The organism is Chryseobacterium sp. FG46, from assembly GCF_057809135.1.
This window is the reverse complement of record NZ_JBMDJJ010000002.1, coordinates 1-21,346: the sequence shown is the minus strand read 5'-3', so window position 1 is coordinate 21,346 and position 21,346 is coordinate 1. Positions and strand designations below refer to the sequence as shown.

Annotated in this window: 14 protein-coding genes; all 14 read left to right on the top strand. The window is 38.8% G+C overall.

The genetic code is table 11. The features are described from left to right. Positions 1-4,254, top strand: a complete 4,254-nt coding sequence (locus ACODR7_RS01675) for a beta-ketoacyl synthase N-terminal-like domain-containing protein (protein ID WP_488836760.1) — start codon at positions 1-3, stop codon at positions 4,252-4,254. Further along, on the top strand, positions 4,242-4,541 hold the full coding sequence (locus ACODR7_RS01670) for an acyl carrier protein (protein WP_110366628.1): 300 nt from the start codon (positions 4,242-4,244) through the stop codon (positions 4,539-4,541). Before ACODR7_RS01675 ends, ACODR7_RS01670 begins: the two co-directional genes overlap by 13 nt. After that, the gene (locus ACODR7_RS01665; RefSeq protein ID WP_488836758.1) at positions 4,532-5,314 is read left to right on the top strand and encodes an alpha/beta fold hydrolase; all 783 of its coding nucleotides are present in this window, start codon (positions 4,532-4,534) and stop codon (positions 5,312-5,314) included. Before ACODR7_RS01670 ends, ACODR7_RS01665 begins: the two co-directional genes overlap by 10 nt. Then, positions 5,307-7,709, top strand: a complete 2,403-nt coding sequence (locus tag ACODR7_RS01660; protein ID WP_488836756.1) for a glycosyltransferase — start codon at positions 5,307-5,309, stop codon at positions 7,707-7,709. The genes ACODR7_RS01665 and ACODR7_RS01660 overlap by 8 nt, the downstream gene beginning before the upstream one ends. A 3-nt stretch (positions 7,710-7,712) precedes the next feature. Next, on the top strand, positions 7,713-8,996 hold the full coding sequence (locus tag ACODR7_RS01655) for a condensation domain-containing protein (RefSeq protein WP_488836754.1): 1,284 nt from the start codon (positions 7,713-7,715) through the stop codon (positions 8,994-8,996). Further along, positions 8,993-10,246, top strand: a complete 1,254-nt coding sequence (locus tag ACODR7_RS01650) for a phthiocerol/phthiodiolone dimycocerosyl transferase family protein (RefSeq protein ID WP_488836752.1) — start codon at positions 8,993-8,995, stop codon at positions 10,244-10,246. Before ACODR7_RS01655 ends, ACODR7_RS01650 begins: the two co-directional genes overlap by 4 nt. Before the next feature lie 62 nt (positions 10,247-10,308). Further along, positions 10,309-10,791, top strand: coding sequence for a hypothetical protein (locus tag ACODR7_RS01645; RefSeq protein WP_488836750.1), 483 nt, complete (start codon positions 10,309-10,311; stop codon positions 10,789-10,791). Between the two features lie 206 nt (positions 10,792-10,997). Further along, positions 10,998-11,828 (top strand): helix-turn-helix domain-containing protein, encoded by an 831-nt coding sequence (locus ACODR7_RS01640; RefSeq protein ID WP_488836748.1) that lies wholly within the window; start codon positions 10,998-11,000, stop codon positions 11,826-11,828. A gap of 46 nt (positions 11,829-11,874) precedes the next feature. Beyond that, entirely contained in the window at positions 11,875-12,291 is a 417-nt protein-coding gene (locus ACODR7_RS01635) for a hypothetical protein (RefSeq protein ID WP_076595539.1), read from the top strand. Positions 12,292-12,605: 314 nt separating this feature from the next. After that, positions 12,606-13,127: a hypothetical protein gene (locus ACODR7_RS01630; RefSeq protein ID WP_076595538.1), complete on the top strand. Its 522-nt coding sequence runs from the start codon at positions 12,606-12,608 to the stop codon at positions 13,125-13,127. A gap of 75 nt (positions 13,128-13,202) precedes the next feature. Beyond that, positions 13,203-14,006, top strand: coding sequence for a fimbrial biogenesis chaperone (locus tag ACODR7_RS01625; protein ID WP_488836746.1), 804 nt, complete (start codon positions 13,203-13,205; stop codon positions 14,004-14,006). After that, entirely contained in the window at positions 13,999-15,027 is a 1,029-nt protein-coding gene (locus tag ACODR7_RS01620; protein ID WP_488836744.1) for a hypothetical protein, read from the top strand. The genes ACODR7_RS01625 and ACODR7_RS01620 overlap by 8 nt, the downstream gene beginning before the upstream one ends. Positions 15,028-15,068: 41 nt before the next feature. After that, complete coding sequence (locus ACODR7_RS01615) at positions 15,069-17,825, top strand: COG1470 family protein (RefSeq protein WP_488836742.1); 2,757 nt, start codon at positions 15,069-15,071, stop codon at positions 17,823-17,825. A 411-nt stretch (positions 17,826-18,236) separates the two neighbouring features. Then, positions 18,237-21,346: type IIG restriction enzyme/methyltransferase (locus tag ACODR7_RS01610; protein WP_488836741.1), on the top strand; the 3,110-nt coding region annotated here is incomplete at its 3' end.

The following is a 21,346-nucleotide window of genomic DNA, read 5'->3' as shown; positions in this document are numbered from 1 at the left end:
ATGAAAAAAACAGATGTTGCTGTAATTGGTCTATCCTGTGTCTTTCCCGGGGCACAGGATGCCAACACTTTTTGGCAGAATATTGTCAATAAAGTCGATTCTACCGAGCTGGCTCCGGCAGATCGGATAGATCCGGTTCATTTCAGTGATGCCACCAGTCCAGTTGATCGTTTTTACTGTCAGCGTGGAGGATTTATCCCTGAGTATACATTCGATCCTACCGCTTTTGGTATTCTGCCATTAGCCGTTGAAGGAACGGAACCTGATCATCTGCTTACCCTTGATCTGGTGCAGAAAGCCCTGGAAGATGCCGGCGTATTCCAAAAGAATACCTCTCTTGAAAAAGCGGGAATTATCATCGGTAAAGGAAATTATACAGGTCCAGGTGCGACCCGAGCTATAGAAATTGTAAGAACAGGAGAACAGATTTCTTCATTGTTACAAGAGTTACTGCCTCAAGTTTCTTCTGCGGATATTGAAAAAGTAAAACATGCTTTTCAACAGCGTAAAGGACGTTTCGCAGCAGATACTGCGATGGGATTAATACCCAATCTTGTTGCCTCTCTTGTAGCCAACCGCTTCAATTTAGGAGGAGCCGCATTCACTGTAGATGCCGCTTGTGCCTCTGCCTTAATTGCTGTAGATCATGCCGTACAGGAACTTCAGAGAGGCCGTTCTGATATCATGATCGCAGGAGGCGTACACACAGGACAGAATGCTGCTTTCTGGAGTATTTTTGCCCAGCTGGGAGCCATGTCCCGTCAACAGCAGATCAAACCCTTCAGTGTGGATGCTGACGGCCTATTGATCGGTGAAGGTTGTGGTTTCGTCGTGTTAAAAAGACTGGAAGACGCCGTTCGGGATCAGGATAAAATCTATGCTGTGATCAAAGGAGTGGGTGTAAGCAGTGATGGTACCGGAACCAGTGTGATGAGCCCATCCGTAAAAGGCCAGCTGAAGGCGTTGGAACAGGCATGGATCAATGCTGATTTAGATAAAAATAAAGTGGGATATCTTGAGGCTCATGGCACAGGAACTCCCCTTGGAGATAAAACTGAACTTCAGACTTTAGCTCAGTTCTTCGGAAAAGAAGCATCAGCTCCAGCCGCGGGTATCGGATCTGTAAAGTCCAATATCGGGCATGCGATGCCAGCTGCCGGAATTGCTGGATTAATTAAAACCTGTCTTGCCTTACATCACGATACTTTACCACCAACCTTATATTGCGAAAATCCGACTTCGGAGATGCAGAATACAAGGTTTGAACCGGTACAGGAAGCCAGAAACTGGTCAAAAACAGGACTACCAAAAGTAGCTGCGGTGAATGCTTTCGGATTCGGAGGAATCAATGCACACGTTGTTTTGGAAGGGTATGATATGCCTAAAAAAGATCAGGTATTGATCTTGGCCAGACCTACTCATGAAGAACTGCTATCTGCATTACAAAATAATGAAACAACTATCGGCGAAGGAGATTTCAGAGTTGCGATATTCGATCCAACTCCTGCCAGAATAGAAAAAGCCATAAAAATTGTTTCCAAAAATATCATCTGGAAAAACAAACAGGATATCTGGTACACTTCTACCCCATTATTAAAAGATGGAGGTAAAGTAGCCTTTGTATTCCCTGGATTAGATGGTCTGGCAAAAGGTGAGGTAGAAACAGTAAGCCGTTATTTTGGACTGACAGCTCCTATCGAAACGGAAGGTGAAGGCCTTTTAACCGATGCCTTAAACATTTTCAACAACTGCAGTATCCTTGATAATTCACTGAAAAAACTGGGAATTATCCCTGATATGAATGCCGGGCACAGTTTAGGAGAATGGCTGGCAGGATATTCATCTGAGCTGGCAGAAGCCAACTCAGTAAAAGCTTTAATTGATGTACTGAATCCTGAAACTTTTGAATTAAAAGATTCCAAGTTCATTGCCATAGGAGCCGGAATTGAGGTGATAAAACCTTTTATTGTAGAAATTTCAAACCTTTATGTATCCAATGACAACTGCCCTAACCAGGTGATTCTTTGCGGAAGTAATGCTGCTTTAGATGAATTGGTTCCTTTGTTAAAAGCCAATCAGATTTTCCATCAGGTATTACCGTTCCAATCCGGATTCCACTCTCCATTTATCGCTGATAAACTGGATGTGATCCTTGCAGGAATGGAAAAGGCACAATTCCAGAAGACAAAAATTCCATTGTGGTCTGCTACAACATTAGAACCTTATCCTGCAGATCAGGCAGCGATCAGAAAACTGAGTGCAGAACATTTGGTAGAACCTGTCCGTTTCCGTGAACTAACCGATAAATTGTACGAAGAAGGTGCAAGAGTCTTCATTCAAGTCGGAACTGGCGGTCTGATTGGATTTATTGATGATACCTTAAAAGGAAAAGCTTTCAGTACCATTGCTTCCAGCGTTCCTACCCGTTCTGCATTAGCACAACTACAACGTGTTGTAGCTTCCTTATTTGTAGAAGGAAAAACAATTGCTCTTGATTTTCTGGAGATTCAAAATCATTCGAAAAGACCTTCAGGAAAAGGCATTAAGCTGGAATTAGGTTCTCCCATCATCCGTAATTTTAAAGAAGTGAAAGCTTTGGCTCAGTCTTTTGACACGCCAAAACAATATACAGCAACGGCTTCAGCTATCGCCACAAAAAGCGGTCATCCGCTGGTACAGGCATTTCAGGAAAACGTTGCAGATATGATCCGTATGCAGGAAGAAGTACTGACTTTATTCCAGAACCGTCCGGAAATTACCATCCAAAGACCTGCTCCTGTAGTTCAGGCAGCTCCACAACCCGTAAGAAGCACAACCTTCTCAAAAGATTTGTACGTAACCTTAGAAAGTCATCCTTACCTGATCGACCACAGCTTATTGAGACAGCCTAAAGGATGGGCTCATGTAGCAGATATGGAACCGGTAATTCCGATGACCATGATTTTTGAGCAGTTGGCAGAAATTGCAGAAGCAGAAATTCCGGGAACGCTGGTTCATAAAATCATGAACGTAAGCGTATTCCAATGGATGAACGTTGCCAAACCATTTGAAAAAACGGTAAAAGGAGAATGGCGCTCACCGAATCACGCTTATCTCGATATTGAAAACTTTGCGAACGCAGAAGTAGTCTTAAAATCTGCTCCTGTTCCAACACCTGACGTCAATCTTTCCATCGGTAATCTTTTACCTATCGAAAGAACCCCTGAAGAAATCTATGACATGCACATGTTTCATGGAGAAAAATACCAGGGAATTACTGAAGTTTCAGCCGTTGGAGACAAAGGAATCATCGGAAAAATAAAAGGAAACGACGGCAAAGGTTCTTTACTGGACAATGCAGGACAGCTGTTCGGACTTTGGCTTCAGCTTACTTTAGTGAAAGACCGTATTGCATTTCCTGTAAAAATCAGAGATATTGAATTCTTCGGAGATATGCATGATCAGGAAGGTATTTTTGAATGTACCTGCATGCTGACCGAACTGAATGATGAATTTGCCATTGCAGATATCATCCTGAAAAGAGACGGAAAAGTATGGTGTGCCATTACCGGCTGGCAAAACAGAAGACTGGAAATTGATGCTCCTTTATGGAATGTTTCCATGTCACCACTGCACAACCGCCTTTCGGAAGAGATTGCCCCTGAAGTTTTCTTCTTTCATCAGGCCTACACCAGAGTTGCTTCATGGGATTTTATCCTGAAAAGATACTTCAACCAAACGGAAAAACAGCATCACCAGCAGTTATTACCCAACAAGAAGAAAAACTGGATGGTAAGCCGTGTGGCGGTGAAAGATGCTGTAAGAAACCTTCTTCGTCAGGAAAAAAATCTTGCCTGCTTCCCGATCACGTTTGAAATCCGTTCCGATGAAGTGGGGAAACCTTACCTCATCAGCGATTTTACAGAAGACATTCATATTTCTTTAGCTCACAAAGGAAAAGAAGCCGTGGGAATCGCGAGATATGGAAAATCTGTAGGAATCGATATGGAACTGATGGAAGAACGCAGTTCAGGATTCTATGACATGGTATTTACCGCCAAAGAATTAACCTTATTAAAAGACAGAGATCAGGCAGAATGGACCACCCGTTTCTGGGTAGCCAAGGAAGCTTACGGAAAGTTCCTGGGAACAGGACTGAAAGGAAATCCTAAAGCCTTCGAAGTCGAAATGATAAAAGACGATCACCTGTGGATCAACAATATTGAAATCAAAACTATTAAACATAAAAATTATATTATCGGATGGACACTGTAAACGCAACATTAAAAATGAACCACGAAGAACTTTTTATTTTATTAAAAGGTTTTATTACTGAAGTGATTGGGGCCGAATTTGTAGAAGAGATGGATATTACTCCTGAAAGTTCATTCACCAAAGATCTTGAAATGGACAGCATCGAGATTGTCTCTTTCTCTGAAAAGATCAAAGCGCATTTTGGCGATCAGATCGACTTTACAGGTTGGTTATCTTCTATGGATCTTGACCAGCTGATTAATCTTGACCTTAGTATGATCATCAATTATATCTACGAATGCCAATAATCACTGTCAATAACAGACAAGTTCATATACAGGAACTCAACAAAGGAGCCGGACAAACCGTGGTACTCATCCACGGTATGTTCAGCAACCTGTCCATCTATTATTTTAATATTGCACCGGTGCTGGCGAAGCATTTCCATGTAGTAATGTACGATCTGAAGAGCCACGGTATGAGTGAACGCTTTCCGGATGGGTACGACCTTGACAATATGTCATCCGATTTAATAGGTTTAATAGATCACCTTCAACTGGAAAAAGTACACCTTGTCGGATACAGCTTCGGAGGTCTTATTGCGTTGAAAACAGCATTAGAATATCCAGACCGAGTAAATCAGCTTGTAGTTATGGAAGCTCCGGATCCTCAGGACGAAAAAGCCCGTAACATCATTGATGAATACAGCAAAGAATTTCTTGAGCACTATGTAGCCAACTTTACAGACACCACCAAAGTACAGATGGGCAAAAGACAAATGGAGAAGAACCACCGTATGTATGAATTTCTGTTTAACCAGACCAGCATTAAAGCAGATATGATTAAGGAAAAACATTTCCTTGGTGAAGCCTGTTTCAATGAATTGACAGCTCCCACTCTGTTGCTTTATGGCGCTGATTCCAACTGCAGACCTACAGGTGAATGGCTTCAGTCTCAAATCAGCGGATCTGAACTTGAATTAATTCCGGGCGATCACAACATTCCTATCCAGGAACCGAATCTGATTGCGGAAACGATCGCTCAATTTTTATCTAAAATTTTAACACAAAACCATGGCTAAATTTGCATTTATAGTTCCACCTCTGACAGGACATGTCAACCCTACCTTAAGCATCGGTGCTACGCTGCTGAAAAGAGGACATGAAGTAGCCTGGATCAGCCTTGACCCAACGTTGGAGGCTAAACTTCCCGAGGGAGGAAAATTATTACTGATCCAATACGACCAGACCGACGAAGAAAAGAAAGAAAGTGAACAATATCTCGATATTATTTCAAAAAAAGTAGTGTACGGTATAGACAGCGTTAAGTTCCTGTACGAAGAGGTGCTTATTCCGCTGAACAGACATTGCTATAATGGAATTGTTTCTTTATTAAAAATAGAGCAACCCGATTTGATTATCGGGGATCATCAGTTATTCGCAGCCCCGGTTGCAGCCAAAACTCTTGGTATTCCTTATGCCACTTCTGTTACCGCTCCGGCCGCCATTAAAATCATGAATGAGCTTCCAAAAGTACACGAATGGGAAGTGAATCAGATCCTAGATTTACAGAAAGAATTGGGTTTCCATGAAGAACGTTCTCTGGCGACTTCAGACTTGCTGACACTTGTTCTGACCTCTAATTATTTCTTTGGTGAAATGGATGATCTGCCTTCTCAATACCAGTTCACAGGTCCGGTTCTTACGGAAAGACGTATCTCATGTGAGTTTGATTGGGACCGATTAAAAAGTGCTGACAACAAAAAGATTTTAGTAAGTATCGGAACAACCTTCGATCATGATCATAAAAAAGCATTTTTCCAAAAGGTCGTTGATGCCTTTAAAGATGAAGATCTAACTGTTGTAGTAGTCTCCGATCCACAACTTTTCGAACAGTGGCCGGATAACTTTATGGTGTATCAACAAGTTCCGCAACTGGATCTGCTGCCTCATCTTGACGGCGTAGTTTGCCATGGCGGTCATAATACCGTTTCTGAAACATTATCCAACGGAATTCCTTTGGTTGTGATCCCGATTGCGTATGACCAGTCGCACGTTGCAGGACGTGTGGTGCGTACAGAAGCCGGTGAACGTCTTAATTTTAACCGATTTAAAGCCAACCACCTGAGAGAAGCTGTACAACAGATATTAAATAATCCAGGCTACCGTGAAGCAGCCCAAAAAGTTGGACAGTCTTTTGTGGAAGCAGGAGGTTCAGCTACAGCAGCCAACCTATTGGAACAGGCTTTATCAAGAGCTTCAAAACCTGAAAAACCATCAAAATTTTTATTCGTAGTTCCTCCGTTTTTCGGACATGTAAGTCCTACTTTAAGTGTGGGAGCAAGTCTGATTGCCCGTGGACACGAAGTAAAATGGTTCGGAATTACCCCTTTAGACAATAAGCATATTCCTGAAGGAGGATCCTATTTCTATCCTGAAGAAGATCTTATTCCATACCAGGAGGAAATTGCCCGGATTTTAAAAAGACAGGATGACGGACCCGCGTGTTCCGGACCTGAAGTCATGAAACTGGCACTGGAAGAAACCTATGTTCCTTTTGCTAAAATGATGATGCCAGGATTAACGAGACTTACTGAAAGCTGGATGCCGGATGTGATTGTAAACGACTGTATCACTTTTGGAGGCGCTCTTTTCGCTCACAAACATCATATTCCTTGTGTAACCACAACGCCAGTTCCACCGGATGTCATGGGAGATACAGAAAAAAGTGCTCCTAAAATCTGGGAATGGCAGCAAAACCTGATCAAAGACCTTCAAAAAGAAGTGGGCATTCATGAGGAAGGCATTTATATCCATTCTCACAAACTGAATATGGTGTTTACTTCACAGGCGTTCGCCGGATTTGAAACCGTTCCGCCCCATATGAAATTTGTAGGCCCGGTAAAAGGCCGTCCCAATGATGCTCCATTCGATTGGGATAAACTGAATGCTTCTGCCACTCCAAAGATATTTGTATCATTGGGAACACTGCTGGTAGATATCAGAAAAGCATTCTTTGAAAAAATCATCGCGGCATTTAAAGACCAGCCGGTTACCGTAATTGCCGCTACTCCACCGGAAATTTTTGAACAATGGCCGGATAATTTTATTGTGAACAGCTTTGTCCCTCAATCTGCGGTGATGCAGCAAATGGATATGGTGATATGCCACGGTGGTTTCAATACCGTAAATGATACTTTCCGTAACGGATTACCAATGTTGATCACGCCAATCGCTTACGATCATTTCCATATTGCAAAACTGATTGAGCAGGCAGGCTGCGGAATCAGCATACGATACAAAAGACTCCGCGTAGATGCTCTTCGTGAAACCGTTTTTGAATTATTGGAAAATCCTAAATACAGAGCCGCCGCTCAGGAAGTCAGAAATACATTTACTCTTGCAGGAGGTAACGATAAAGCGGTAGAACTGTTAGAAAATTTTGTACAGGAACATTCAACATTAGCTTCTGTGTAGCCTATGAATCCACCTATAAAAAGAAGACTGTTATTTGGTGAGCGTATGTTGCTGGGAGACGGAACAGAACCCTTCAACGTAGTCATTGCGTTCCGGCTGAGAGGTTCTTTTACATTAAAAGAAATCCAGCAGGCTCTGGCACGAATCCAAAATAAACATCCATGGCTGAGAGCATTGATCAGTCATGACGAAAAAAATATTCCCTGGTTCAATGTTCCTGAAAAACCTGTTTCTATCCCTGTAAGAATCATCACCAGACAAAGTGAAGATCAGTGGCAGGAAGAATCCAGAAAAGAATGGAACACCAACTTTAATTACGAAAAATTGCCCCTGATCCGGTTTATCTGGATCAAGGGTGAAAACGTTTCTGATATGCTGTTTACGTTCCACCATTGTTTATGCGATGGTGGCTCTGCCATGGCTTTTTCACATGAATTCCTGGAGGTACTGGACAATCCTGCTGCTGAAATCGGGGTAGAAAAACCAATTTTAGGCATCGAAGATGTAGTTCCGGCCAGTATTCTGAACAGCCGCAGGCAGAAACTGAAAGCCAGATTTATCGGAAGACTGGCTGCTACTGCCATCAAATGCATTCCCGTAGGTAGGAAAGCCGTGGAAAGACAGAATGACTATCTGATCCACTGGAAACTGGATGAAACGGTGAGCAAACAATTAATTGATTACTGCAAATCTCAGAAAGTAACCGTCAATACATTTTTGAGTGCAGCAGTATTGCAGGCATTTAAAAAAGTAAGAGGAGAAAAATCTTTCAATAAAGTTTCCTGCCCGGTAGATATCAGACGTTTCGCCAGGCAGATTAAAGAAGATCATATTTTTGCTTTTGGATTAATGATAGTGGTTTCTTCCGATGAAAAACTGAGTTTTTCAGATAACCTTCGTGCGATGCAGAAATCTGTGGAACAAAAGACCTCAAAACTGAATCCTTATATCACGATGATGGTGATGGAATCCGGGCACGATGCGCTGAATAATTTCACCAGGCTTTTAAAGAACGGAAAATCATCCAATGACTGTATGTTTTCCAATCTGGGACGTATTCAGATTCCTCATCAGTATAAAGCTTTCAGTGTAGATACTATTTTCAGCCCTACAGTAATAGGACCTTTAGGAAATACAACTACGATGGTGACCTCAACCTACCGTGGTGAAATGGATTTTTCATTCATGGGAAGCGAAGGATATTTACCTTACACCGATGCATTAGCCGTCCGTGATGAGGTAATACAGACCATTCATTCACAACTAAAACAAATGGCAGTATCATGATCAAAAGACCTTTAATGATGGTGGAAAGGATTATGTATGTAGATCCGGAAACGCCCTTAAACTGTATTTACACGGCAAGAATCAAAGGAGAAATTCCCGAACAAAATTTTAAAGCTGCTTTAGTAAGAATCCAGCAGAAGCATCCTATTCTGAGAACGAATATTGATCATAACATAGGATACTATCCTTTTTTTATGGGACAAAGAGATATTGAACCTATTCCACTTCGTATTGTTGAGCGTAAAACAGACGAGGACTGGTTTAAAGAATCTGAAAAAGGATGGTTTAAACTTTTTGAAACACCCAAAAAGCCATTGGCCGAAGTAGTATGGGTAAAGGGACAGGATACTTCTGAAATTCTTTGGATCATCCCCCACTGTATTTCAGACGGAACAACCGGAGTAACCTTAATTCGTGAACTCTTAAGCTTGCTGGACAATCCATATGCTCCATTAATTCCTTATGTTGCTTTTGAATCTGTTGATGATTTCCTGCCTTCGGATTTTAACACTGGAATAAAAAAATACAAAGCCAGCCTTTACCTGCTGTTTGCCAAAGTATTCTTTTCCATCCAAAGAAAAAGTAAAAAGAGAAACCAGGGAAAAAATTATGCGATTCACTGGAAAATGACTCAAGAGGACACCAAACTGATCACTGAAAAATGTAAAGTTAACGGAATTTCTGTGCATGCTTTGTTGTGTTCTTCGGTGATGCAGGCCTTCCGTGAAGTTCAGGGAGACCGTGCCAAAGGCAAAGTGATCAGTCCTGTAGATGTGCGCCATTTTATTCCGGAGATTAAAGAAGATCATTTATTTGCTTTTGCTCCGACAGTAGAACTGTCTGTGAAAAAAAACAGCAAGGATGTTATGAGCAATGCCAAAGAGATCAAAAAGGATCTTACTGAGAAAATCAACAAGATGGAAGCCCGTGAACTTCTGTGGATGGGTGAGCATATGCATCCTGTTGTGGGACGTATGATCAATATGCTGAAATCCAGTGAAGGCGGACATGATATCACCTTATCCAATATGGGAAAGGTAAATATTCCTAATGATTACAAAAATTTCAGTCTGGAAACAGTCTTTAGTCCTACCGTAGCTTTCCCATGGCTGAATTCAAATACTTTAGTCACCAGTACATACAACCAACAGATGGACTTCACTTTCATGTCCAATGAAAACTTTCTTCCCAAAGAAGAAGCTCATCTGATCAAAGATAAAGCCATCGAGCTATTGACCCTCTCTCTATGAAATTTAAAATAAAGCCTCCGAAACCCAGACCTATAAAGAAAACCACCCTCAAACGCTTTCTCATGAGGCGTACAATTTACTATGTCCTTCCGAATGTATTTTTTAATTTCATTATTGCCTATGCCAGTTTCAAAGAATTGGGCTACACGCATTTCTTTTCGGGAACTCAAAACCTGGCTCGTCTTACCCTGCCGATGGCCGTCTTCCTTCCGGTAGTTCTTACCATTGATATCATCAAAAGAGTAACGGATGCCGCCAGCCAGGAAGCCATAGAGTTTACGGTAGACGAACAGTTGAATATCAAAAAACTGATGACCAAACTAAGCATTTTACATGGTTTGATTACAGGATTACTGGTATTATCCATCCTCTTTATAGGACAGTATAATTTCTCAAAAGACTATAAACTGGATGCAACAGCAATGGCTGTGGTAGTGGGAATACTGGCGGGAATATTATCTGTGATTTTTGTGTATTTGCCAGTATGGAGGTTAAGAAGATGGATGTGCAAAGTAACACCAGTACCAGCAGATATAAACCCATAATTTTCAAATAAAAACAGCTACAATACTGGATATCATTTAATTAAAAATAAAAAAAATAACTATAACCGGATGATCATGAGGTCACCGGCTATTTTTACACACAGATTTAATTAATTTTTTTCTTTGAAACTTAGTATTTGGTAAATTTTTTATATTTATATGAAAAATTTGCAAGAATTTTTATTGAACAGAATGACCAATAATGTATGTACAAAATAACGGATCAGTTAAAAAATATAGGATTCAGTATCAATCGTTTAGATTACCTTATCAATAGAAATAACAACAAAAGAGAATTCAATACCTTAGAATATTTTTGTATCTATATTATTCTGGAAGATATCCAGTTAACGATAAATAATGTTCCATACCCATTAAAAGGGGGAAATATTGCCTTCGTAGGCCCGCAAAAGAAAATCGTTTTTGGGGAAACCAAAAGATCAGATGTCTATTCCATTGCATTTTCATCCAGTTTTTATGAAAGATCAAACAAAGACAGCCTTTTTATCAATTCCCAACTTTTTTATAATTATAATTCCGACATATTTATAGCCCCTTTCCTCGATGTAGAACAGATGAGAGTGATATTCCTGGAACGTATGGAAACTTTCCGGAAAAAAGATGAAAGCCTATATATCTCTGCTGCCCATAATGCCATAGAAAGACTGATGCTGGACGCCCTTTTACATATTCCCACTGAAGAAATCAAAAAGGATATCAAGTTTGACTATATGTATTATGTGAACCGCTTCAAAGTTCTGCTGCAAAGAGACTACAAAAAGGCAAAGAAAGTAGCATACTATGCAGAAGAACTTAATATCTCACCAAGGAAACTCACTGAGATGACAGAGTATGTACTTGGCAAAACAGCCAAACATATCATCATTGAAAAGCTCATTATCGAATGCAAAAAAGCCCTGAGTTTCTCAAACTCCACAATCTCTGAGATATCTTATGACCTGGGTTTCAGCAATGAAGGAAATTTTACCAATTTTATAAAAAAACATACGGGAAAAAATCCCTCCGAAATGAAATAATTTGTATATTTACATAAGTAACCTTTTGGGGAAAAATATAGGTTATATGCTTGCAAAGTACATTTTATTCATTTTGTTATATTTTGCTTTTACAAAATCTTTTGCACAGGCAGCAGACGGTTTAAGACTTAATGTAAGGCTTTATCCGGTACAGATGCTTGCTGTGGGCACAGGATTTTCGGATGAGGGGAATGAGTCTTCCTTCCGGGAGGTTCAGTCTGTAATGATCTCAAGTCCGTCAGGGTTTCAGCTTAATGCACAGTATGATGAATATTTAGGTACAATCGGTAATACCGATACCAACAGAGAAAGATCTGAAGAATATCATCTTATCAGCCATCACAAAGGAGTGGTGCAAAAGAGATATATTATCGATCATGAGTTAGAAGATGCAATAAAAAATTTAAGCTCCAACACCAACTATGAGCAAAATTTTTTAATACTAACTCTAATTTCTCAGTAAAAAATCAAGCAAAGCCTTAAAAAAATAATTATGCACTGAATAACAATCTTGCAATTTATTCATTCCCTTTATATTAAGTAAAATTAATGTTTGATATCAATAAAGCATTTTTTTTACTTTATGGTGATTTTATCAGCATTTAAATGATACTTTTTATGTAATTATTCATAAAAAGAATTCATGCATGTGTGCTTATTTCTCTGTAAAAATTCACAAATAATAAGTATTTTTTCACAAAGATCCTGATGTTCTTTGTATTTACCTTTGCATCCGCAATTTTAAAATAATTAATACAAAAAAACGTCTTTAACCTTATGAAAAAATTTATTTTAGCATCTTTCGCTATCGTAGGATTCTCTACATTAAAAGCACAAAATGTAACACTGAATGTTAGACTTAAGCCCATCCAGACTCTTGTCGTTAACAACGCTCAGAAAATCGTTAACTTAGACTACGTAACTAAAGATGACTACGCAAACGGTGTAACTTCTGTAAACGCAGATCACTTAAGCATTTACAGTACAGGAGGATTCCAGGTAAAAGTAAAAGGTGGTAACGATGTATTAGAGTATGGAGGTAAAAACATCCAGGCTAACAGCATCCAGATTAAAGCAAGCGCAGGTTCTGACGCTGTAAACGGTGCTCAATATGCTCAGAATGTACAGTTATCAACTAACGAAGCAACTTTGGTAACTTCTTCTGCCGGAGGGGTAGACAAAAAAATTAACATTGAATACACAGGAGCCGGAGGTAACACTTACCTGAACAATTATATTGCCGGACAGGATCCTACAGTATACACTACTCAACTTACGTATACCATTATTTCTCAATAATAGCTATCATTATGTAATGATAAAGTGTTGTACCTACCACAACACTTTATCAACACTTAAAAACTAATCTCCGTCATGAGCAGACTTTCTCTTCTCCTTTTCAGTCTTCTTTTCCTATCCTCTTTTTATGGATATGCACAAACAGGAGTTTCGGTTTCACCGCCAAGACTGTATTTTGAATCGGGGAACGGAAACAGCAATACCCAGACCATAACGGTAACCAATGTAAGTGCCAAAAATTCTCTGGATCTTGCCATAAGCCTTGGAGACTGGGAATATGACGGCAAAGGTGAGAATGTAACATATCCTGCCAATACCCTTCCCTCTTCCTGCGCAAGTTGGGTTTCAGTCAAAAAAGAAGATAATTACTTCACGCTGGCTCCGGGAGAAAAAAAAGATATTGAGGTAACCATTACAGTTCCTAATGCGCTTTCAGACCAATTGGCTGCCCATACGGCTGTTCTGTATGTAAGCCAGATGAATCCGGTAGATGACGTGGACCATAAAGGCACCAACATCAAAGTAAGCATCCGTTCAGGAATCAAATTATTCCACAAGATGCCTGCTGCCAAAACTAAAAAACTTGAAATCCAGAATCTGGTATACGGAAAAACAACCAATACAGTCAACCTCTTTTTTGACAACCAGGGAGATGTATGGGGTGACGGAAAAATATACACTGACTTTGTGAATACCCAAACCGGAAAAAAAGTGTCACTGGACCCTGTTATCTTTTATACCATGCCCGGAAACAAAAGGGAAATGGATATCCCGCTTCCGGCAGGCCTTGAAAAAGGAAAGTATACCGCTTCTGTAATGATTGATTACGGAGACAACAACAATCTGGAATTAGGAGAATTAAGTTTCAGCTATGAATAGTAAAAAATTCTTCTGGTTCTTTCTTTTGTTTTCTCTGCACTGTTTCTCACAGGTAAATTACAACTCATGGGTGAACAGCTACTTACAGATTAATTCTTACAGCGGAAATACCAATCCGGATGCTTATACCTTTACCCTGGCCGGTAACGGTGCATTTAATATTCCTTACTGGAAAATATCTATGAGGCTGAAACAGCCTATCACTTCTACAGACGGAAACTATACGATCCCTGCCGGCAAAATATCATTTCAGCCGGTTTCCACTTCAGGACAGGCTTATCCGGGACCTGTGCCCACCATTCCTCAGATCGGAATGCCGTTAAATACTTTTCTTCAGGCCAACCAGGAAGTCTTTTTAATTCCACAATCCAATGCAGCGCTGTATAATCAGCCGCCCCAGCCCAATGGCTACTACAACCTGCAGGTAAAATACAGTCTGACCGTTATGGGAGGATCTTATCTGGGAAGCTACCCTTCCTGGACCAGATTTAACGCTCCGGTACAGTTTACTGCGTATGATCAGTACAACAATATTATTGGCAGAGCTGATCATAATTTTCAGATTCACATCGGAACGCTAAGCGGAACTCCGACCGATGTACCCGAAATGTCACTTCAATTTTCCGCAAAAGCGGTCAACGGTTCACTGGAATTCAAGAGCATGTCGGATTATGTAAACGGAGTAAGCGTCACTTATTCCAATGGACTGATTGTAAAAAGCAATACCAATTATCAGATCAAATTACGTTCTCTTCAGGGGCAGTTCAGCTCTCCGGCCGGAAACTACATTCCTTTAGGAACCGTAAAAATGAATCTCATCCCCGTTTCTGGAAACAATGGGAATGTATATCCTATCCTACTGAGTGCTTCTCCGCAGCTTATTGCTACAGGAGGCTCAACAGGAAATTCAAGCCTATATTACGATATCAGATATTCCACCAAAGCCAATGATGAAAGGCTGATTAATGCCAAATCGGAAGAATATTCCACCACCCTTCAATACGAGATTATCCCCCAATAACCATGCTTCAAGACCTGTTCAAAAAAATCTTTTTCATTTTTTTGATTTCGCTTCAGATATGGATTCCGGCACAAAGCAGCTCCGGAGTAAGTCTTGATATCCGGAATGAGTCCAGAACAGATAAAACAGCGATACTGGATCTGATCATCGTCCTTGACAATCAAAGCACCAATGATTTCAAAGGAAAAATAAATATTACCATTCCTCAAGGTTTCAGGAATATTTCAGGAAACAATCTTCAGGTCGATATGAAACCTGGTGAACACCTTTTCTTACCTGTAAAAATACTGGTCAGCAATAATGCCGTTTCGGGAGAATCCCGTCTGGGTTTCCGTCTTTCGGACCTTCAGAATAAAACAACTACAGAAAAAGAAATACTGCACACGGTTACTGAAAACAATGCCATGCGCATCACTGCGGAAAATCCTCTGATCTATGTGAATAAGGCTACCGATTCAGTAGAAGTAAGGGCAAGGGTTTCCAACCTTGGGAACAGAAAGCAGAATGTAACAGTCGTCTTTAAAATTCCGGAAGTTGAGCAGGGAAATGCTTTTATAGAAAAAAAAGGAAGTATTGGTGTACAGAAAGACTCTGTGTTTGTCTTCCGTTTTCTGCCTTCCGGAATCAGATCCCGCAGTCCTCAGATTTCCGTTACTATTGCAGGCTTCAGAGAGCCGGACAGAGAAATATTCGGTAATACCAGTGTCTCTATCCAGAATGTTTCTTCAGTGCAGCGTTATGAAGATATGGAATCCACCGCTTTTTCCAATTTTACCAGGAACACCATCACTGCAAGCTACAGACATGCCGGAGAAAATCTGGATATGTATCAATTAGTAGGTTCGGGAGGCTTTAATCTTCCTTCAGGATATATTTTCATCCGGGGGAATATCTATACCATGACGAATCAGAGCGATCCTATTGTGAACAACACCTATCTTACCTATCACAGGGAAAACAGCGAATTCACGATCGGAAATATCAATAAATTACTGGAACTCTCTATGTTTGGAAGAGGACTGGAATATGCCTACACTTCTCCGGATAAAAACAAGAAAATTGAAGCTGGTTTTGTAGACCAGACGTACAGCCTCATCGAAAGAAATTCTTTTCTGAAGTATGGCTATGGATTTTACACCAGAGGAACTCTTGGGGCTCAAAATGCTTCCCGTAATATCTCCGGAACGTATATTTTCAGGGATGATCCTTACGAAAAAGCCAGACATCATGTAGCCGGAACAGACCTTCAGTATGCCTTCGGCAAAGACTGGAAAACGAATACCAAGTTATATGGCGGACTGAGTTTCTACGAAAATAACCAGCCCTCCAAACCTTCTTTAGCTTTGGAATCGCAGTATTCGGGAATGATCAAAAAGGTGAATCTGAACGGAAATTATTTCTACAGCACAGATTATTATCCCGGAAACCGAAGGGGAATCCTGCAGATCCAGCAGAATTTCTCTACCATGATTTTCAAAGACCATTATGTATATGCCAACATCATGGTTTCCAACTTTTCCCCTAAATTTTACTTTTACAACAACACCCTGAATTCAAGCAACGTAAGACTGGATACAGGAATCAACTTCCCTAAGAAAGGGAATTTCGGGATGGGACTTGGCTATCAGTATCAGGAAGAAAACTCCAACTCTTATAATAATTTCTTCAATGCACAGCCCTACGAAAACACGAAACAGCTGAAGGCCCAGCGTTTTACGGAATACCTTACCTGGCTAAGTCCTGATAAACAGCACACTTCCATCCTGAGCATGGAAACAGGACTGGTGCGTTATCCGGACAACGACAAACAGCAGTTCCAGATGAAAGTAAGCGGAACTTACAGCTACAAATGGCTTACCGTGAACGGGATTTATCAGCACGGAAGTTATTTCCTTTCCGAATATGCTTTTTCAAAAATGATGAACCAAAGCATTCCCTACGAAAAGCTGTCCCTTTCTGCTTTTGTGAATAAAAACTTCTTCAACCGTCAGCTGAATGTCACCTCAGGTGTTTCTTATACGGATGATGTTCTGTATGGAAAATCACCTTCCGGCTTTATGAACCTGAAGTACTCAAGGGAAAAGTATGCCCTGTATCTGAACTCTTCCTACTTCAGCTATACTGCAGGAAATTTCACCAATAATCTGTTGACCGTTGAAGCCGGTGTAACCGTCAATCTTAGAAACAGCACGCTGGATCCGGGTAAAAAAGGCAATATCAAAGCCTTTGTTTATTATGACCTGAATGAAAATAATGTCTATGATGAAGGCGACAAAGAAGCGGCAGGCTACCTGATTATGCTCAACAATATTTCATTTAAAACCGACCCGTCCGGTTCTATCAGTTACCGCTCCATTCCTTACGGAAAGTATGCCCTGAAACAGGTAATCCAGCAAGGCTGGTATTATGATGAAACCGAATTTACGGTAGACAAACACCACTACTCTTTTGAGATTCCTCTCCATCAAAACGGAACGACCCAGGGAAAGGTAACCTATGATTTTGATTCCAAAACTGCAGTAGATTTCACACCCAAAACCGGAGGTGTTCTCTTCAATATTTACCGCAACGAACAGTTAGTACAGCACATCATCACCGATGACAACGGGGAATTTGCCTCTTTCCTGCCCTCTGGAAATTACAGGATTGAACTGAACAAAAACTCTCTGCCTTCCAACACCTATTGCGAACGCTCTACAGATACCTTCAAAGTGGAAGCCGGGAAAATAGTAAAACTGGAACCTTTTGTGATTAAGGTAAGGGAGAAGGTGATCAGGGTGAAGAAGTTTGGGAATTAGAATGATAGAATAAAAGTCATTATTTGTAGACTTCAATCACTAGTTTATTTTCAAAATATCTATCCGGTTCTCATATAAATCCCTATCTTTGATAGTATTATATGATACTATCAAGAATATGAAACCTCCCTATACCATTACAGACACCATTTTATTCTTAGTGGCTTCTATTTCTGAGAAGATAGGATGTAATTCCTTTGTGTATTTGCTGGTGTGGAGATTGAGAAGGTAGATTTGCAGGAGAACAGCTGGAATAGTTTTAGAAATGAAGCAATAAAAACTCTTTTATTAATATTTAAGAGGTTTTGTTTTATTTAAATACTATAAAATATAGATATATAAAGGTTTCCCGTTTGTTTTATATCACAATTTTGTCTAAATTAATCCCCTCTTTTATTAGACAAATAATACATGAAAATTAATAAACTCGAACCTCAGAAAGCATTAAACCCTGCATATAAAAAATTCAAACCTTTAAGAACCGATATTGACGATTTTTCAGTTAAACTTCAAGACTGTATCAATTCTATTAATTTAGTAGATAGTAGAAATGAAAGTGAAGAACATTTAAAATCTCCAATATCGAAATTCCTTTCATCTACTTTCTATTCTGAAAATGAAATCAATACAAAGGAAAGAATTGATCTGGCAATTTATTTGGGTAAAGATGCAACTTCTGACGTGGGAGTTTTGATAGAAGCAAAAAAACCAAGTAACAGAGCTGAATTTCCGACCGAAAAACAGCTTAATAAAAAGGCATTTCAGGAAATGCTGTTGTATTATCTTAGAGAAAGAGTTGATTATAAGAACAACAATATTAAACACCTTATTATAACAAATGGTTTTGAGTGGTTCTTTTTCAATGCAAGTGATTTCTACAACTTATTTTATAAAAACAGTGAGTTAATTAAGGAATACAAAGCATTTAGAGATGGTCTTAAAGACACCATAAAGAACGAACTTTTCTATAATGAAATAGCAAAGAAATATATAGAAAAGGTAGAAGATACTCTTCCTTTTGTTTATCTCGATTTTAGAAATAAAGAAGTTTCAAAATTTAAAGATAAAGAGCTTATTAATATTTACAAGTTATTCTCTGATGTTCATTTACTTGGAAAAAGCTTTGGTAATGACAGTAATCAGCTTAATAAAGCTTTTTATAATGAACTTCTCCATATCATCGGGCTTGAAGAAGTAAAAGAAAGTGGTAAGAAGATTATTCAACGGAAAAAAACTAAAGAGGCAGATTATGGCCCTTTATTAGAGAATACAATTTTTACACTTGAAGACAAAGATTATCTTATCAAGGTTAAAAATATCCCTAATAGTGAAGAAAAATCGTTTACCGTTGGGTTAGAACTTTGTCTGACATGGGTTAACAGAATTCTTTTCTTAAAGTTACTGGAATCCCAATTGAGAAGTTATAATAATGATTCTCCGGAATATAAATTTTTAAATTCAGAATTTATTCCTGGCTTTGATGCGCTCAATGAAATGTTTTTCTCAGCATTAGCAAAACCAGTAAAAGAACGCCACCAACGATACGCAGAAAAGTTTAAATATATCCCCTACCTTAATAGTAGCTTATTTGAAAAGAGTGAACTCGAAGACCTCACCTTTGACATTACAGCACTGATGGATGAAGAAATGGAGGTTTATTCATCTACAGTATTAAAAAATTCCAATGGAAAAAAACAAACAGGAAAGCTTAATACTTTAGAATATCTATTTAAATTTTTAGATGCTTATGATTTTTCCGCGGATGCGTCTGTTGAAATTAATGATAAGCAACAAAATAAAACATTAATTAATGCTTCTGTTCTGGGATTGATTTTTGAAAAAATTAATGGTTACAAAGATGGATCTTTCTACACTCCCGGTACTATTACCATGTTTATGTGTAGAGAAACACTAAGAAAATCTGTTGTTAAAAAATTTAAAGAAGAGATTATTCAAACCGTTGATACATTTGAAGATGTTATTGATTATTGTAATACTTTTTTCAAGAAAGAAGATCGTAAGAAATTCAATGAAGTAGTTAACTCTATCAGGATTTGTGATCCTGCGGTAGGCTCAGGGCATTTCCTGGTTTCTGCTCTTAATGAAATGATTGTCATTAAAAGCGAATTAGGAATTTTAGGAGACGACGATGGAAAAAAACTACCATGCACAATAGAAATTGATAATGATGAAATTTATATTTCTGATGCTGATGGAGAATTATTTAGTTATAACCGCAAAGATCCACAAAGTTTAAAAATCCAAAAAGCAATTTTTCATGAAAAGGAAACTCTTATTGAAAACTGTTTGTTTGGTGTAGATATTAATCCTAACTCAGTAAATATTTGCAGATTGAGATTATGGATTGAGCTTCTTAAAAATGCTTATTATACAGATGAGGGAGAACTACAGACACTTCCTAATATTGATATTAATATCAAATGTGGAAACTCACTCATCAGTAAGTTTGCACTGAATGACAGTTTAAAAAATGCTTTCAAAAGTAAGGAAATTACATTTTCTGTCGAAGATTACAAACAAGCTGTAAAAGACTATAAGACGACTAACTCAAAGACTAAAAAAAGAGAAATTGAAGATATTATAAGTACCATCAAAAACAATCTCAAATCCAGTCTTGACAATAAGGAAAAGGAAAAAGTTTCTAAAGCATTAGGGGAATACCAAAATGAAGAACAAAGACAAAACAACTTAATTGCTTTTGGAGAAACTATAAAAAAAGCAGAGAAAGATAAACTCAAAAAACTCAAACTGAAGGCTGAACAAGCTAAAAAGCAAAAAGAAGAAATTCTAAACAATGTTATTTATCGCAATGCTTTTGAATGGCGTTTTGAATTTCCAGAAGTACTGGATAATGATGGAAACTTTACAGGTTTTGATGTCATTATTGGGAATCCTCCATACATTCAATTACAGAAAATGGGAGTTGCAAGTGATGCATTACAAACATTAGGTTATGAAACTTTTGCCAGAACGGGAGATATTTACAGCTTATTTTATGAGCTAGGATATAATGTCTTAAAAGAAAAAGGACTTCTTACATTTATCACTTCTAACAAGTGGATGCGTGCAGCTTATGGCGAAAGCCTCAGAAAATTTTTTGTAGATAAAACAAATCCAGAAATTCTTATAGATTTTGGTGGTACCCAGATATTTGATACAGCTACTGTTGACACTAATATTCTAATGTTTTCAAGGGATAAAAATAGACAACAAACTTTAGCTTGTATTGTAAAAGAAAAGGAGTTAAAAAATTTGAGCGATTATTTTAATCAAAATACTCAAAATACTAGTTTTAATTCTTCAGAAAGTTGGGCAATTTTAAGTAATATAGAGAAGAGTATAAAAGATAAAATCGAAGCCGTAGGAACTCCATTGAGAGATTGGGATATCAATATTTATAGGGGAATATTGACTGGATATAATGAAGCTTTCATTATAGATGGAAAAAAGAAAAGTGAATTAATTGCCGAAGATCCAAAATCTGCCGAAATCATACGACC

What these genes read in the sequence shown, in the direction of transcription:
- ACODR7_RS01675 (WP_488836760.1), top strand. Translation starts at nt 1, where the DNA reads ATGAAAAAAACAGATGTTGCTGTAATTGGTCTATCCTGTGTCTTTCCC.
- ACODR7_RS01670 (WP_110366628.1), top strand. Translation starts at nt 4,242, where the DNA reads ATGGACACTGTAAACGCAACATTAAAAATGAACCACGAAGAACTTTTT.
- ACODR7_RS01665 (WP_488836758.1), top strand. Translation starts at nt 4,532, where the DNA reads ATGCCAATAATCACTGTCAATAACAGACAAGTTCATATACAGGAACTC.
- ACODR7_RS01660 (WP_488836756.1), top strand. Translation starts at nt 5,307, where the DNA reads ATGGCTAAATTTGCATTTATAGTTCCACCTCTGACAGGACATGTCAAC.
- ACODR7_RS01655 (WP_488836754.1), top strand. Translation starts at nt 7,713, where the DNA reads ATGAATCCACCTATAAAAAGAAGACTGTTATTTGGTGAGCGTATGTTG.
- ACODR7_RS01650 (WP_488836752.1), top strand. Translation starts at nt 8,993, where the DNA reads ATGATCAAAAGACCTTTAATGATGGTGGAAAGGATTATGTATGTAGAT.
- ACODR7_RS01645 (WP_488836750.1), top strand. Translation starts at nt 10,309, where the DNA reads ATGAGGCGTACAATTTACTATGTCCTTCCGAATGTATTTTTTAATTTC.
- ACODR7_RS01640 (WP_488836748.1), top strand. Translation starts at nt 10,998, where the DNA reads ATGTACAAAATAACGGATCAGTTAAAAAATATAGGATTCAGTATCAAT.
- ACODR7_RS01635 (WP_076595539.1), top strand. Translation starts at nt 11,875, where the DNA reads ATGCTTGCAAAGTACATTTTATTCATTTTGTTATATTTTGCTTTTACA.
- ACODR7_RS01630 (WP_076595538.1), top strand. Translation starts at nt 12,606, where the DNA reads ATGAAAAAATTTATTTTAGCATCTTTCGCTATCGTAGGATTCTCTACA.
- ACODR7_RS01625 (WP_488836746.1), top strand. Translation starts at nt 13,203, where the DNA reads ATGAGCAGACTTTCTCTTCTCCTTTTCAGTCTTCTTTTCCTATCCTCT.
- ACODR7_RS01620 (WP_488836744.1), top strand. Translation starts at nt 13,999, where the DNA reads ATGAATAGTAAAAAATTCTTCTGGTTCTTTCTTTTGTTTTCTCTGCAC.